The sequence below is a fragment of the Vibrio sp. nBUS_14 genome (assembly GCF_051201655.1).
Lineage (GTDB): Bacteria > Pseudomonadota > Gammaproteobacteria > Enterobacterales > Vibrionaceae > Vibrio.
The window spans coordinates 2979308-2993337 of record NZ_CP179206.1 but is presented as its reverse complement, the minus strand read 5'-3'; the positions used below and the strand labels follow the sequence as shown (position 1 = coordinate 2993337).

The following is a 14030-nucleotide window of genomic DNA, read 5'->3' as shown; positions in this document are numbered from 1 at the left end:
CGCTATTGCCATTTACGGTGGTAAGCACCAAGGGTGGTTTGTGTGCCTTCAGATATGTTCGCCAGTGTCGCATTCCAAGCTGCTTCTACTTGGTATTGTTCAGGATTTGCTAAGTAGCTGTTGATGGCTGCGCGCCAAGTGCGAGTCACTTGTTATACATAAGCAGGGCTGCGTTGGCGGCCTTCAATCTTCACAGAAGCAACATTTGCAGCAAAAAGCTCTGGCAGCATTGATAGCGTGTTAAGGCTAGTTGGCTCTTCAAGTGCATGGTAGCGCTTACGTTCACCATCGATATCCGCTTCAAAACGACCCTTACACAGTGTTGGGTAGCCCGCGTTTTCGCCTGCTACGTACTTGAAGGTAAGGAATCTCAATGTTTCCTGACCTGAACAATCGCGGCATAACTCACGTCAGAATGAGTCCCGGACAGACCTAACTTCTGCTCTACAATCTAAACACGGATGTTTGTTGAACACTTTCATGCTGTTTTCGCTATTTCAGATACACCCATCCTGTGAAACGCCTAAATTGACCTGATTTGGGCTTGAACCAGAGCATGGTGGACCAGCTCTGACAGCGGCTCCCCAGCCCTAAAGCGAAGAAACGTTAAACGGTGCCCACAAAGAATGCACTCAAACGGATCAACCTTCACATACCCTTTCAGCATAGCTGCGTAACCGGGCATTTCAGGTGCGTCTTTAGGTGCGACACCCAAGGCACCGTAGACCTTAGGGAGCATCTCACCACGACGTCGGTTTGATAGAAAACCGAAGTATCGAATCATTTTGAAGTGCTTATCTGGAATATGCTCAATCATGCGTTCTATCAGAGCTTCTGGACTCAAAATGAGGGATTCCGTTCGACCATTCCTATGGTTGAGGTAATCAAACGTCACCAAGCCTCCCTGGAAGTTATGTCGTAAACGCGACGCCGATATCGGTGGCCGTTTTAGGTATCGACCCAGGTAAGTCATGGTTGGCGTCACGTTGGCTGTTTTCTTTGCAAAGTGCAGCTTCCATCGACGGCAATATTGGCTGGTTAAAAATCGGGACCAATCTTGCTCATTACGAATGAAAGGGCAGTCCTCTCCACTCAAGTCTAACTCTGAGTAATTGGAGCTGAGAAGTTGAGTGATGGCACCGCGCCAACACTTCTCAGTGGTCTTAGCTTTAAAGAAAATCGGCTTCCATAGACCAGTCTTCTTACATAAACCCCCACGGGTGACAGACAAATGGATGTGCACATTCCAATTCAGCTTTCTGCCGTAGGTATGAAGTGCACAGAACACGCCAATATCGATATCGAGTTGCTTTGCCCATCCTAAGAAGATTTTGGCTGCGCAGCTAAAGAGATGATTGAGAAGAAAACGATTATCCCGAAAGATGGGCCACAACGTGTGTGGTAGCGTCAACGTAACGTGTTGATACTCACACTCAGGAAAGACATGTTGTTGCTTTCGTATCCACCGCTCTGTGGCTTTTATGCCACAACTGCTGCAAAAGCGAGATTTACACGTCTGGTGAATGTATTTGTGATGGGTGCAGTCAGCATGAGTGCATCGATACTCTTTAGAGCCAAAAGCAGCGGTACTGCAAGCGAGCATCTTGGTGACGTTTTCAATGACGACGGTTCGGAGGGTTTCTCGGTACTTATTGAGGTAGTTCAGCCAAGTATCGTTGGCATTGAAGAGTTGTTTGATGGGCTTATTCGGATGCATGACCTATAGGATAAACGATCCATGTAAAGCACCCTAGTCGGTTGAGTCTCTTTGTTTTCGGCCGTAGGCCGCTCAGGCGACACCGTCGCCGGTTCTCGATAAGAATCTCATTCAAGCGCGACTCTAGTCCTGTTTCTGTTTCTTGCCAGCGTACATATTTCGCTGGAGAACAAGCGCCCACCGTGTTGGGGGATTCACCGGTCATGTATGAAGAGAGGTAGCAACGGCCTTCAGCCATGATGCACAAACTACCGAAAGCGAATACTTCAAGGTCAACGTCAGAGGTGATGTTACGAGAAAGCTGTTTGACCTGATGAATCGACAATACGCGAGGCAGTACCACACGCTTTACATTGAAGTTCTTGTGGTAGAAGTCGATTGCAGCTGCATTGGTCGCAGAAGCTTGAACTGAGAGGTGCAGTTCTAGATCTGGGTATTTATTTGCTGCGTATTCAAGAACCGCAATATCCGCGATGATCAACGCATCAACACCTAGCGCTGCCGCGTTGTCTACGGCATTGGTCCAACGTTCGAAACCATTTGGGTGAGCAAAAGTATTTAAGGCTATGTGAATTTTCTTGTTGCGATCATGCACGTATTGCACGGCACGATCGAGCTTTTTACCCGCAAAGTTAAGGCCTGCAAAGTGTCGGGCATTGGTATCGTCTTTGAATCCGATATAGACAGCATCCGCACCGCAATCAATGGCGGTTTTCAAAGCAGGTAAGTTACCCGCTGGGCATAAGAGTTCCATTTGCTCACTACCAGTAAAATGAAATTGAAGCGGGCATTTTATGAAGAATTATTAATGACGGAATTGATATAAGGCAGGTTTAGATGGATAAATCTGCTTTTACTCCGTCTGAGGTACTGACGAGCGACGCTTTTGTGCTTTGAGTCGTTTTCGATTAGCGAGTTATTATGGGTTGGCTTGTTTTTATAATGAAGCCATTTGCATTGTTTTGCTAGTTCTTGTGGCGGCGGTTTTGTGCGAACAGCTCTTCAACATCTTGTTTTGGCTGTGGGCGATAGAAGTGGAAGCCTTGAATGGAACTACAGTTGAGATTAGACAGTAAAGTCGCTTGCTCACTGGTTTCGACACCTTCTGCAACCACGGTTAAATCGAGAGATTTACCAAGGTTAATGATGTTTTCAATCACAGTGATTTGCTTTGGTAGAGTGTCGATATCAGAGATAAACGCACGGTCAATCTTAAGTTCATCAATCGGGAAGCGAGCTAAGTAAGACAGCGATGAATAGCCTGTACCAAAGTCATCGATGGACAAGGCGAACCCTAATTTCTTGATAGCGTTGAGCATTTGTAGCGTGTGTTCGCTGTCACTCATCACAGCACTTTCTGTTAGCTCAAAAGTAATCGCGCTTGGATCAAGCTCTGTTGAACGGAGTAGCTTTTCAACGTAATCAATTAGCTTTGGATTGCCAAACTGCTCTGGAGATAAGTTGATAGCCACTCGACCAGGCAGGATACCTTGCATCTTCCAACGCTTAACCGTCGCGAACACTTCACGCATCACCACACGACCAAGTTGTTCGATAAGACCAGCACGTTCCGCAACAGGGATGAATGCGGCAGGGCTGATGTAACCTTCAACAGGGTGTTTCCAACGAACCAGAGCTTCTGCACCGTTGATGGTGAAATCACGGGCATTTACCTTTGGTTGATACCAAACCTCAAGTCCATTTTGTTGCAATGCCTTCTGAAGCTCTATCTCAAGCCAAAGTCGCATACGCGCTTCTTTGTTCATCTGCTCGTTGAACTTAATCAGACGATTACGACCACGATCTTTGGCTTCATACATCGCGGTATCAGCATTTTGCAGCAGAATACGTGCGTCTGTACCATCTTGAGGAAAGCTCACGCTGCCGATAGAACAGGCTAAGCGTTTACTAAAATGGTGAAGGTCGAAGGGTTGATTGATCAGAGCAATGATCTTTTCAGATAAGGCTTCAGGTGTTTGTTGATGTTCCGGCTCTGGTAGGATTATACCAAACTCATCTCCGCCAAGGTGGCCGACTACCGCTTGACGAGGGAGTAGGCGTTTTAGGCGAGATGCGACCTCTTTGATGACCTTATCACCGATGTGATGGCCAAGTGAATCATTGATATTCTTGAAGTTATCAATGTCTAAGTAGAGCATCACAACGGGTGTAATGTTATGAATGAATTGCTCAAGGCGTTTGGTAAATCCTACTCGATTGTAGAGTTTGGTGAGCGCATCAATATAGGCATCTTCACTGTTTGCCGGAGTAAACTGCTTTGCTGTTTCCTGTGCATCTTGGATGAGTACTAATTGTGTACTGTTTCCTAGCACAGCGGTCGAATCGATATGAAGTTGAACCTTACGTTCAAAGCCACATCGAGCCCCAGTTAAACAAATCAAACCCGACTCAGAAATAATAGAACTCAGGCTATTGTTGAAGACAGTTTTGGTTTGTTCATCGATAAACAGTCGGCCCAGTTCTTCACCTAGCAACTCTGAGGGTGAGTTGAAACCAAGTAATCTTGCTGCTGCAGGGTTAGATGACAAAATGTAGTCGTTCTCAACCAAAAGTAGCCCGTCTGGCAGCAGTTGAGAAAGCTTGTGGAATTTCGTTTCAGATTCTTCCAGAGAGCGAACGAGGACTTGATTTTCTGAGGTGTCAAAGGCGTGAAATACGATATAATCGGTTTTGTTGCCGCTAGTTAGGGGGGCAAGGCTGAAGTGAAGGCTGGTATCGAGGTCAGTCTCGTTGAGAGTGACTTCAGCTTCAATCGCTTCACCATTGAATGCACGCTCATAATAAGGCTTTAGATGTTGGTAGAATTGCTCGCCTAAGGTTTGGCGATCATTCATGCCTGCAAGCTCAGTTTGAGTTAAACCAGCAATATCACAGTAACGCTCATTAACCATAAGGTAATTATGTTGAGTATCAAGAACTGCAAAAAAGAACGGACTGTTCGCAGTTAACTGAGTAAACCAATGTTGTAGTTGCTGGGGAGGCATCAAAGTACTACCAATTCTCCAAGAGCTTGAATATTCACTATAGATAAATACTTATTATTTGTGTGTGATTGTCAGTGTTTACCTGTGAGCGTAGCGATTCGCTGTAATTCTCATTTCCTGAGTTACTATAACTGTGATTTTCAGGATATTAAAGGTCGAGTATCAAAGAGGAGTAAATTTGATACATAACAGTAACTGAGTTTTTAACATCATTTATGATGCATTCTATATTATTGACAAAGTTACGGATAAGTCACGTGATAAACAAGATTCGCACTCAACTAGTTCAAAATGCCGCATCAATTTTGCGATCTCCAGTCCAGTTATTGCCGAAAACAGTACAAAAAAGAGCCTTGTTGGAAGCGCTGAAAAGTGTATTCAAAGAAGCTCTAGAAGACGGTGACTTTGAGTTCCTTGAAGATAAGTGGCTTAAAGTTTCAATTAAAGATATGGGATTAAGTTGGTGTATTAGCTATCACAATGAGCAACTAATTGTAGCTGATAAAGAGGTTTCTGAAGATGTAAGCTTTAGCGGTAACCTTAATGATCTTGTGCTTATTGCAGGGCGTAAAGAAGACCCAGATACGCTTTTTTTCCAGCGTAGACTGTCGATTGAGGGTGATACTGAGCTTGGTTTAGAGGTCAAAAACTTGATGGATAGTGTAGATTTGGACTTATTGCCGACTCCGATGAAAACTTTGTTAAATCAATTAGCTGATTTTGTGCAGAAGGGAGTACAATCCCTAGATACACAAAGTGAGGTAATGAATGCTTATTCGAACTGAAGCACCGGCAGATATACTTGTCATTGATCGTTTATTGAAATCTGTTTTTGAAACAGATGCAGAAGCTAATTTGGTTATGAGCTTACGTGAGAATAGTCATTTAACCTTGTCGCTGGTGGCTTGTTCAGATGACGGCGAGGTGGTTGGTCACCTGATGTTCAGCCCTGTGACGCTTGATGGCGAAGACCACAACTGGCAAGGATTGGCTCCTTTAGCGGTAAAAGCAGAGTGCAGAAACCAAGGCATCGCAAAATCTTTGGTTGAAGAAGCTTTCTCTACTTTGGTGGATTTTGGTTACCCAGCCTGTGTTGTGCTTGGTGATCCAGCTTACTACGGTCGTTTGGGTTTTAAAGCGGCAAGTGAGTTTGGCTTCAGCTGCACTTGGGATGTACCTGAAGGTACCTTCCAAGCTATCGAGTTAGTCGACGGCGTACTTGCTGGCTATTCGGGTAAGATTGCCTACAGCCCTGAGTTTAACGACTTATAGGCTTTGTTCACTAAGCAATATGATGCCAACTGATTTAGTCTAAATAAAGGAGCTTGATGCTCCTTTATTTTTTGTTAGTATCAGCCCCAATGAGCTTCTTTTCAGTTCGCTCTAACAAGACCAATACCAACAAACCTAAGGTTACACCGCTAGATATGTCACAAACACATGCGCAATACCTGCAAGAGATGGGCATCAACCAATGGGAGCTCAGCCACCCAGAGCGTTTGGCTGGCTACGAATCTGAATTGATTCCGCTATCGAGCAACTGCAAGTTATTATTGGTTTCGCCTGAAAAGCCTCAGGAAGATCTCGCCGTGATGTTTGAACGCGTACTTAAAAGTATCAAGCTCGACTTATCTCAGGCTTTACACCTTCAGCCCCAACACTTATCTGCTGTGGATTTGGGTTCGGTTGAATGGGTGTGGTTTGCTGGTTGTGAATCAGCCCATGAACTGAAGGCAAAAACACTTCAATCTCCTTTACTGTCTGACATTAACGGTAATAACCAACATCGCCGCGACTTATGGCAACAAATTTGTGCTTATGACTAATCAATTATTACCCACTTCAGAACAACACCTCGACGCTATTTGGAAGATTGAGCAGACCGCGCATTCTCATCCTTGGTCTGAAAACATGATCCGTGATCTTAATAGCCGTGGAGGCAGCCACCGTGTTCTTGAGGTGGATGGAGAAGTTGTCGGCTATTTCTATGCTCAGAACATTGTCGGTGAAGTGACTTTGCTGACGGTAGCGGTTGACCCCAAGCAGCAAGGTAAAGGCTACGGCAAAGCTTTGGTTAAGCACTTTCTTGATATGTGTGAACAGGCTGGCGCCGAAAGTGCTTGGCTGGAAGTTCGCGAAAGTAATGTGAATGCTTTTAATCTTTACGAGAAGGTCGGCTTTAATGAAGTCGATCGCCGTCGTAACTATTACCCAACCAAGCAAGGCAACGAAGATGCGATCATTATGAGCTATCTTTTTATGGCCTTTAGCTAGCCATGTTACGTTTTTAGCCTACTAAATAGCTAACTACAGAATCAGCGATAAAATAGGGTGTAAACTGACCCTTTAGAAAGTGATACGCTTTCTGTATAATCCGCACACAGAATTCAAGGGCAAGTATTATCTACTTGCCCTTTTTACGCTTTAGATCAGCAAAGGGCGACTATGTCTTTCCAACAAGAAGTGAGCAAACGTAGAACGTTTGCAATTATCTCTCACCCGGATGCGGGTAAAACCACGATTACTGAAAAAGTTCTTTTATTCGGAAACGCAATTCAAAAAGCGGGTACCGTAAAAGGTCGTGGCTCTAACCAGCACGCTAAATCTGACTGGATGGAGATGGAAAAAGAACGTGGTATTTCGGTAACCACGTCGGTAATGCAATTCCCATACAATGATTGCCTAGTAAACCTACTCGATACTCCAGGACACGAAGATTTCTCGGAAGATACGTACCGTACACTAACAGCGGTTGACTCTTGTTTGATGGTTATCGATGCTGCGAAAGGTGTCGAGGATCGTACTCGTAAACTGATGGAAGTAACGCGTCTACGTGATACTCCAATCGTAACGTTTATGAACAAACTTGACCGTGATGTTCGTGACCCAATGGAAGTGCTAGATGAAGTGGAAAGCGAGCTAGGTATGGCTTGTGCTCCAATCTCTTGGCCTATCGGTTGTGGTAAAGAGTTTAAAGGCGTTTACCACATTCACCGTGATGAAACGATCTTGTATGAATCTGGCCACGGCCATGAGATTCAAGAAGTTCGTATCATCAAAGGTCTAGATAACCCTGAACTAGACGAAGCTGTTGGTGAAGATTTAGCGAGCAGCGTTCGTGAAGAGCTTGAATTGGTTATCGGCGCATGTCCTGAATTTGATCACGAACTGTTCCTTGCTGGTGAACTAACGCCTGTTTACTTCGGTACAGCATTAGGTAACTTTGGTGTTGATCACATGCTAGATGGTTTGACTAAGTGGGCTCCAGGTCCTCAAACTCGTCAAGCTAACGAGCGTGATGTTGAAGCGACAGAAGAGAAGTTCTCTGGCTTCGTCTTTAAGATCCAAGCAAATATGGATCCAAAACACCGTGACCGTATCGCATTCATGCGTATCGTTTCGGGTACTTACAACCAAGGTATGAAGATGAATCATGTTCGTACTGGTAAGAACGTAAGTATTTCAGATGCGGTAACTTTCATGGCTGGCGACCGTGCGCGAGCTGAAAAAGCGTATGCTGGTGACATCATTGGTTTGCATAACCATGGCACAATCCAGATTGGTGATACCTTTACGCAAGGCGAAAGCTTGAAGTTCGCTGGTATTCCAAACTTCGCGCCTGAGCTATTCCGTCGTATACGTCTGCGCGATCCACTAAAGCAGAAGCAACTTCTAAAAGGTTTGGTTCAGCTTTCTGAAGAGGGCGCAGTACAAGTATTCCGTCCTATGCAGAACAACGACCTGATCGTTGGTGCGGTTGGTGTACTTCAGTTCGACGTAGTTGTAGCGCGCTTGAAAGCGGAATACAACGTTGAAGCGATTTACGAAGGCGTGAACGTTGCAACTGCACGTTGGGTTGAATGTGATGACGCTAAGAAACTAGAAGAGTTCAAACGTAAGAGCCAAGCTAACCTAGCGTTAGATGGTGGTGATAACCTGTCTTATATCGCACCGACTATGGTGAATTTGAACCTAGCTTCTGAACGTTTCCCTGACGTTCAGTTCCGAGCGACGCGCGAGCACTAATCAGTCTGCGCTCTATTCGAGTTAAACAAAAACGTCTATTGTTTTGCAATAGGCGTTTTTTTATTCGTATCATTTGAGGTTAGAGGCTTAAGATAAGTATGTTCAGTTGGATAAAGGCTTGGATTCATAAATACGATAAGTGGTGCGAAGATCTTGGCTTAACGCCTGAAAATAAGCGTAGCTGCGTGGCTTATCGCCGTGATCCTCAAGGGCAACAAACAGAGAGTAGGGAAGATGACGCCGCAATTAAGTGAATTTACGCTGTTTGACACCCATTGCCATGCGGACTTTGACACCTTTGAGCAAGGTATTGCACTTGATAAAGGTATTGAAGGTTACGTTAAAGAGGCGAAACAAGCACATGTCGAGAAGCTGCTGATTCCTTCTATTGGTCAAAGTAACTGGAAAAAACTCGCTAAGATCGCTCGATCTCACCCCAATATTTACTATGCATTAGGCTTCCACCCGTACTTTCTAGAGCGAGCGAATGAGGAGAAATTTTCGGAACTTCGCCAATTACTCTCTTCAAGAACGAGTCAATGTGTTGCGATAGGAGAGTGCGGACTCGACTTTTTTGTTGATGTAGATAGAGACAAGCAAGAGCGATTTTTCATCCAACAAATGGAACTCGCGAAGGAATTTGAACTGCCGTTAATCATCCATGAAAGGAAGTCTTACAACCGACTTATTGAGCTAATAAAGCAGCACAAATTCACTTTGGGTGGCGTGATTCACGGCTTTTCTGGGAGTGAGCAGCAAGCTTTGGCATGGATCAAGCTCGGTTTCTATATTGGGGTCGGTGGAACGATAACTTACCCAAGAGCGCAAAAAACGCGCACAACCATCGCTAAATTGCCCCTTGAATGCTTGGTGTTGGAAACGGATGCTCCCGACATGCCTGTGTTCGGGAACCAAGGAAATGTTAATCATTCCAAATATTTAGTTACGATATTAAATGAACTTATTCTGCTTAGAAATGAGACAAAGCAATCGGTTGCAGCGCAAATATGGCAAAATAGCCATCGTGCATTCAGTATATGTGAATAAAATCGAAGGTTTTTGTTTATCGTTTGCGTAAATTGCATTGAGCTTGTGATTTGGCTCACATTTGCGTGTGAATGGTACATGAATCTTGTACGAAAGTGTGAGGATGGCATTACTTTATTAGTGGTCGCATGAGTATAATTGCCTCCGCTTTATAGCCCCATTTTGTATCACGCCAATAAATAACTAATAAGGAAGTCATAAACTATGAGCCTGTTTATGAGCCTCGTCGGAATGGTTGCACTGATTGCAATCGCAGTACTACTATCTGACAACCGCAAAGCTATTAATCTAAGAACAGTGGGTGGCGCTTTCGCTATCCAATTCGCACTTGGTGCATTCGTACTTTACATCCCTTGGGGTCGTGATCTACTTGCAGGTTTCTCTGCTGGTGTAGCAAAAGTGATCGACTACGGTAAAGACGGTACTGGTTTCCTATTCGGCAGCCTAGTTAACTTCTCAGTTGACGGTATCGGTTTCATCTTTGCTTTCCAAGTACTACCAACTCTGATTTTCTTCTCTGCACTTATCTCTGTACTTTACTACATTGGTGTAATGCAAATTGTAATCAAAGTTCTTGGTGGTGGTCTTCAGAAAGCTCTAGGTACTTCTCGCGCCGAGTCTATGTCTGCAGCAGCAAACATTTTCGTTGGTCAAACAGAAGCACCTCTAGTTGTTCGTCCTTTTGTTCCTAAAATGACTAACTCTGAACTATTCGCAGTAATGTGTGGTGGTTTGGCTTCTGTAGCTGGTGGTGTACTAGCAGGTTACGCATCTATGGGTGTACCTCTAGAGTACCTAGTTGCAGCGTCATTCATGGCAGCACCAGGTGGTCTACTATTCGCTAAAATCATCAAGCCTGAAACAGATACGCCAGACGATAACATCGCTGACGAAATGGACGGTGGCGATGACAAACCAGCTAACGTTATCGACGCAGCAGCAGGTGGCGCATCAGTTGGTCTACAACTAGCTCTTAACGTTGGTGCAATGCTACTAGCATTCATCGGTCTAATTGCTCTAATCAACGGTATCCTTGGTGGCATCGGTGGTTGGTTCGGTATGGAACACCTAACTCTAGAACTTCTTCTAGGTTGGATCTTCGCACCGCTAGCATTCATCATTGGTGTTCCATGGGAAGAAGCAACTATCGCTGGTTCTTTCATTGGTCAGAAGACAGTTGTTAACGAATTCGTTGCATACCTAAACTTCGTACCATACATCGGTGAGAACGCTCAAATCGTTGAAGCGACTGGCCAAGTAATGTCTGTTAAGACTCAAGCAATTATCTCGTTCGCTCTATGTGGTTTCGCAAACCTTTCTTCAATTGCGATTCTTCTAGGTGGTCTAGGTGGTATTGCACCAGGCCGTCGCCAAGACATCGCTCGTATGGGTGTTAAAGCGGTTATTGCTGGTACTCTATCTAACCTGATGGCAGCAACAATTGCTGGCTTCTTCCTGTCTTTCTAATCAGTTAGAAATCGATATATAGACGCCATAATAATATCGCCCCGTAGCAAGAAATTGCTGCGGGGCTTTTTTGTTTTTAGGCCCCGTGATTTTTGCAATAGCATGAATATATGCTCGGAGTTGAAAATGGGTCTAGAATTTTTTTTGAGATACAAACCGTTTGCGTTCTAAGGAGCACTACAATTTATTGATGGATACCTATAATGTATAAGCTTAAGGGATAGGACGTCTCTTGTTGGCAAGAAAGTAACCGCTTGGATTTATCTAAAGGTTATTCTTCTGGGATTAAGCCAAACTTAGCGATACGCTATAGATGTTAGACACAACATGACTGATTTGTTGTGCCATAGACCAAACTGGTACTGTGCGGTGACAAGGATTGCAATTGGTAGCGAAAGTTATCAAGTCTTCAGGGAACCAAGTCCGTTCATTTGTGGCTACTGAGCATTACTAAATATCCATCTATACCGGATGGAAGGCGAAGTAGTTAACTATTTGAATATATTGATCGGAGATAGAAATGAGCGATTTAAAAGCAGCAGCTCTACGTGCACTTAAACTTATGGACCTAACGACGCTAAATGACGACGATACTACTGAGAAAGTAGTGGCGCTTTGTCATGACGCGAAGACGGCAGTTGGCAACACCGCTGCAATCTGTATTTACCCTCGCTTTATCCCAGTCGCTAAGAAAGCGTTGCGTGAGCAAGGTACTCCAGAAGTACGCATTGCGACTGTAACTAACTTCCCTCATGGTAATGACGACATCGAAATTGCTGTTGCAGAAACAAAAGCAGCGGTAGCGTACGGCGCAGACGAAGTTGACGTAGTATTCCCATACCGTGCTCTTATTGCTGGCAACGAAGAAGTTGGCTTTGAGCTAGTTAAACAATGTAAAGCAGCTTGTGGTGACATCACGCTTAAAGTGATCATCGAAACTGGTGAGCTTAAAGAAGAAGCACTGATCAAGAAAGCTTCTCAAATCTGTATCGAAGCGGGTGCAAATTTCATCAAGACTTCAACAGGTAAAGTGCCAGTAAACGCAACTCCTGAGTTCGCGCGCATGATGCTTGAAGTTATTCGTGACATGGGCGTTGCTAAAACAGTTGGTTTCAAACCAGCTGGTGGCGTTCGTACAGCTGAAGATGCTCAAGCTTACCTAGCAATGGCTGATGAGCTATTAGGCGCTGAGTGGGCAGACAACATGCACTACCGTTTTGGTGCCTCAAGCCTACTGACTAACCTTCTTAATACATTAGAAGTAACAGACCAAACTGCTGATCCAGCAGCATACTAATTTACCCATTCGGGTATATAAAAATTAAGTCTGTTTGATGGAGTGGCGTTAAGTCACTCCATATTACCTCTTTATCCTACAACCATACTCGCTCAGAGTTTGGGAGGCACTAATGTATCTACCTCAAGAAATTATTCGCAGAAAACGTGATAACGAAGTACTGACCACAGAAGAAATTAACTTCTTCATCCAAGGTGTCGCTAAAAACACGGTTTCTGAAGGCCAAATTGCTGCATTCGCAATGGCTATCTTTTTTAATGAAATGACGATGCCAGAACGTATAGCACTAACATGTGCAATGCGCGATTCAGGCATGGTGATTGACTGGAGCCATATGAACTTTGATGGCCCAATCGTTGATAAACACTCTACTGGTGGTGTTGGCGACGTAACCTCTTTGATGCTTGGCCCTATGGTGGCAGCATGTGGCGGTTTCGTTCCAATGATCTCTGGTCGTGGTTTAGGTCACACTGGCGGTACGCTAGACAAGTTAGAATCTATCCCTGGTTACAACATTACACCTACCAACGATGTGTTTGGTGCAGTAACCAAAGAAGCTGGCGTGGCGATTATTGGCCAAACGGGCGACCTAGCACCGGCTGACAAGCGTGTTTACGCGACTCGTGATATCACAGCAACAGTAGATAACATCTCGCTAATCACAGCTTCAATCCTATCTAAGAAATTGGCTGCTGGCCTTGATTCTCTAGTGATGGACGTAAAAGTCGGTTCAGGCGCATTCATGCCAACGTATGAAGCTTCTGAAGAACTTGCGAAATCTATCGTTGCAGTAGCAAACGGTGCTGGCACTAAAACAACAGCAATCCTAACCGACATGAACCAAGTTCTAGCTTCTTCAGCGGGTAACGCAGTCGAAGTACGTGAAGCGGTTCAATTCCTAACTGGCGAATACCGCAACCCACGTTTGTTGGAAATTACGCTAGCGTCGTGTGCGGAAATGTTGGTGCTGGGTAACCTAGCAAAAGATTCAGATGAAGCGCGTGAAAAACTGATGGCAGTACTGGATAACGGTAAAGCAGCAGAGTGCTTCGGTAAGATGGTAGCGGGCCTTGGTGGTCCAGCAGATTTCGTAACGAACTACGACAACTACCTAGAAAAAGCAGAAATTGTTAAACCAGTGTACGCACTCGAAAGCGGTGTAGTATCTGCGATGGATACGCGTGCCATTGGTATGGCTGTCGTTGGTATGGGCGGTGGTCGCCGCGTAGCAACAGACAGCATTGATTACGCAGTCGGTTTTGATAGCTTCATTCGCCTTGGCGAAGTAGCAAGTGACGATAAACCATTAGCAATGATTCATGCTCGCAATGAACAACAGTGGCAAGAAGCTGCGACGGCATTACAAAATGCAATCACTGTGGGCGGAGAATATACAGCAACGCCAGACGTTTACCGTCAGATTCGTTCTGAAGACGTGTAAATAACAGATATCGGTATACCTCGTGTATAC

The 14030-nt window shown here is 44.7% G+C and carries 12 protein-coding genes and 2 pseudogenes; 10 read left to right on the top strand and 4 right to left on the bottom strand.

Features of this window, described 5'->3' with window-relative positions; all coding sequences use genetic code 11:
* Nucleotides 1–2 precede the first annotated feature (2 nt).
* The 4 genes and pseudogenes from ACMAZD_RS14065 to ACMAZD_RS14050 all read right to left on the bottom strand — a co-directional run.
* Nucleotides 3–356, bottom strand: a pseudogene (locus ACMAZD_RS14065) (peptidase U32 family protein); the annotation flags it as partial.
* 167 nt (nt 357–523) lie between these two features.
* The gene (locus ACMAZD_RS14060; protein ID WP_435247018.1) at nt 524–1717 is read right to left on the bottom strand and encodes an IS91 family transposase; all 1194 of its coding nucleotides are present in this window, start codon (nt 1715–1717) and stop codon (nt 524–526) included.
* Between the two features lie 94 nt (nt 1718–1811).
* A pseudogene (locus tag ACMAZD_RS14055) lies at nt 1812–2471 on the bottom strand (peptidase U32 family protein); the annotation flags it as partial.
* A gap of 211 nt (nt 2472–2682) precedes the next feature.
* Complete coding sequence (locus ACMAZD_RS14050) at nt 2683–4722, bottom strand: EAL domain-containing protein (protein ID WP_435247683.1); 2040 nt, start codon at nt 4720–4722, stop codon at nt 2683–2685.
* A gap of 257 nt (nt 4723–4979) precedes the next feature.
* Here ACMAZD_RS14050 and ubiT point away from each other — a divergent pair, with 257 nt between their 5' ends.
* The 10 genes from ubiT to deoA all read left to right on the top strand — a co-directional run bounded on the left by ubiT (nt 4980) and on the right by deoA (nt 14000).
* A complete protein-coding gene (gene ubiT, locus ACMAZD_RS14045) occupies nt 4980–5507 on the top strand; it encodes a ubiquinone anaerobic biosynthesis accessory factor UbiT (RefSeq protein WP_435247682.1) in 528 nt (175 codons plus the stop codon).
* Nucleotides 5491–5994, top strand: coding sequence for a GNAT family N-acetyltransferase (locus ACMAZD_RS14040; RefSeq protein WP_435247681.1), 504 nt, complete (start codon nt 5491–5493; stop codon nt 5992–5994). Before ubiT ends, ACMAZD_RS14040 begins: the two co-directional genes overlap by 17 nt.
* Nucleotides 5995–6149: 155 nt before the next feature.
* The gene (locus ACMAZD_RS14035) at nt 6150–6548 is read left to right on the top strand and encodes a DNA polymerase III subunit psi (protein WP_435249383.1); all 399 of its coding nucleotides are present in this window, start codon (nt 6150–6152) and stop codon (nt 6546–6548) included.
* Nucleotides 6541–6996: a ribosomal protein S18-alanine N-acetyltransferase gene (rimI, locus tag ACMAZD_RS14030; protein WP_435247680.1), complete on the top strand. Its 456-nt coding sequence runs from the start codon at nt 6541–6543 to the stop codon at nt 6994–6996. The genes ACMAZD_RS14035 and rimI overlap by 8 nt, the downstream gene beginning before the upstream one ends.
* Nucleotides 6997–7167: 171 nt before the next feature.
* Nucleotides 7168–8748 carry a peptide chain release factor 3 gene (prfC, locus tag ACMAZD_RS14025; protein ID WP_435247679.1) on the top strand — a complete coding sequence of 527 codons (1581 nt, stop codon included), beginning with the start codon at nt 7168–7170 and terminating at the stop codon, nt 8746–8748.
* Nucleotides 8749–8846: 98 nt separating this feature from the next.
* Nucleotides 8847–9002 carry a DUF5363 family protein gene (locus ACMAZD_RS14020; protein ID WP_435247678.1) on the top strand — a complete coding sequence of 52 codons (156 nt, stop codon included), beginning with the start codon at nt 8847–8849 and terminating at the stop codon, nt 9000–9002.
* On the top strand, nt 8983–9795 hold the full coding sequence (locus tag ACMAZD_RS14015; protein ID WP_435247677.1) for a TatD family hydrolase: 813 nt from the start codon (nt 8983–8985) through the stop codon (nt 9793–9795). Before ACMAZD_RS14020 ends, ACMAZD_RS14015 begins: the two co-directional genes overlap by 20 nt.
* A 204-nt stretch (nt 9796–9999) precedes the next feature.
* Nucleotides 10000–11262, top strand: a complete 1263-nt coding sequence (locus ACMAZD_RS14010; protein ID WP_435247676.1) for a NupC/NupG family nucleoside CNT transporter — start codon at nt 10000–10002, stop codon at nt 11260–11262.
* A gap of 520 nt (nt 11263–11782) precedes the next feature.
* Nucleotides 11783–12559 carry a deoxyribose-phosphate aldolase gene (gene deoC, locus ACMAZD_RS14005; protein WP_435247675.1) on the top strand — a complete coding sequence of 259 codons (777 nt, stop codon included), beginning with the start codon at nt 11783–11785 and terminating at the stop codon, nt 12557–12559.
* Nucleotides 12560–12671: 112 nt separating this feature from the next.
* Nucleotides 12672–14000, top strand: a complete 1329-nt coding sequence (gene deoA, locus ACMAZD_RS14000) for a thymidine phosphorylase (RefSeq protein WP_029225893.1) — start codon at nt 12672–12674, stop codon at nt 13998–14000.
* Nucleotides 14001–14030: the final 30 nt, after the last annotated feature.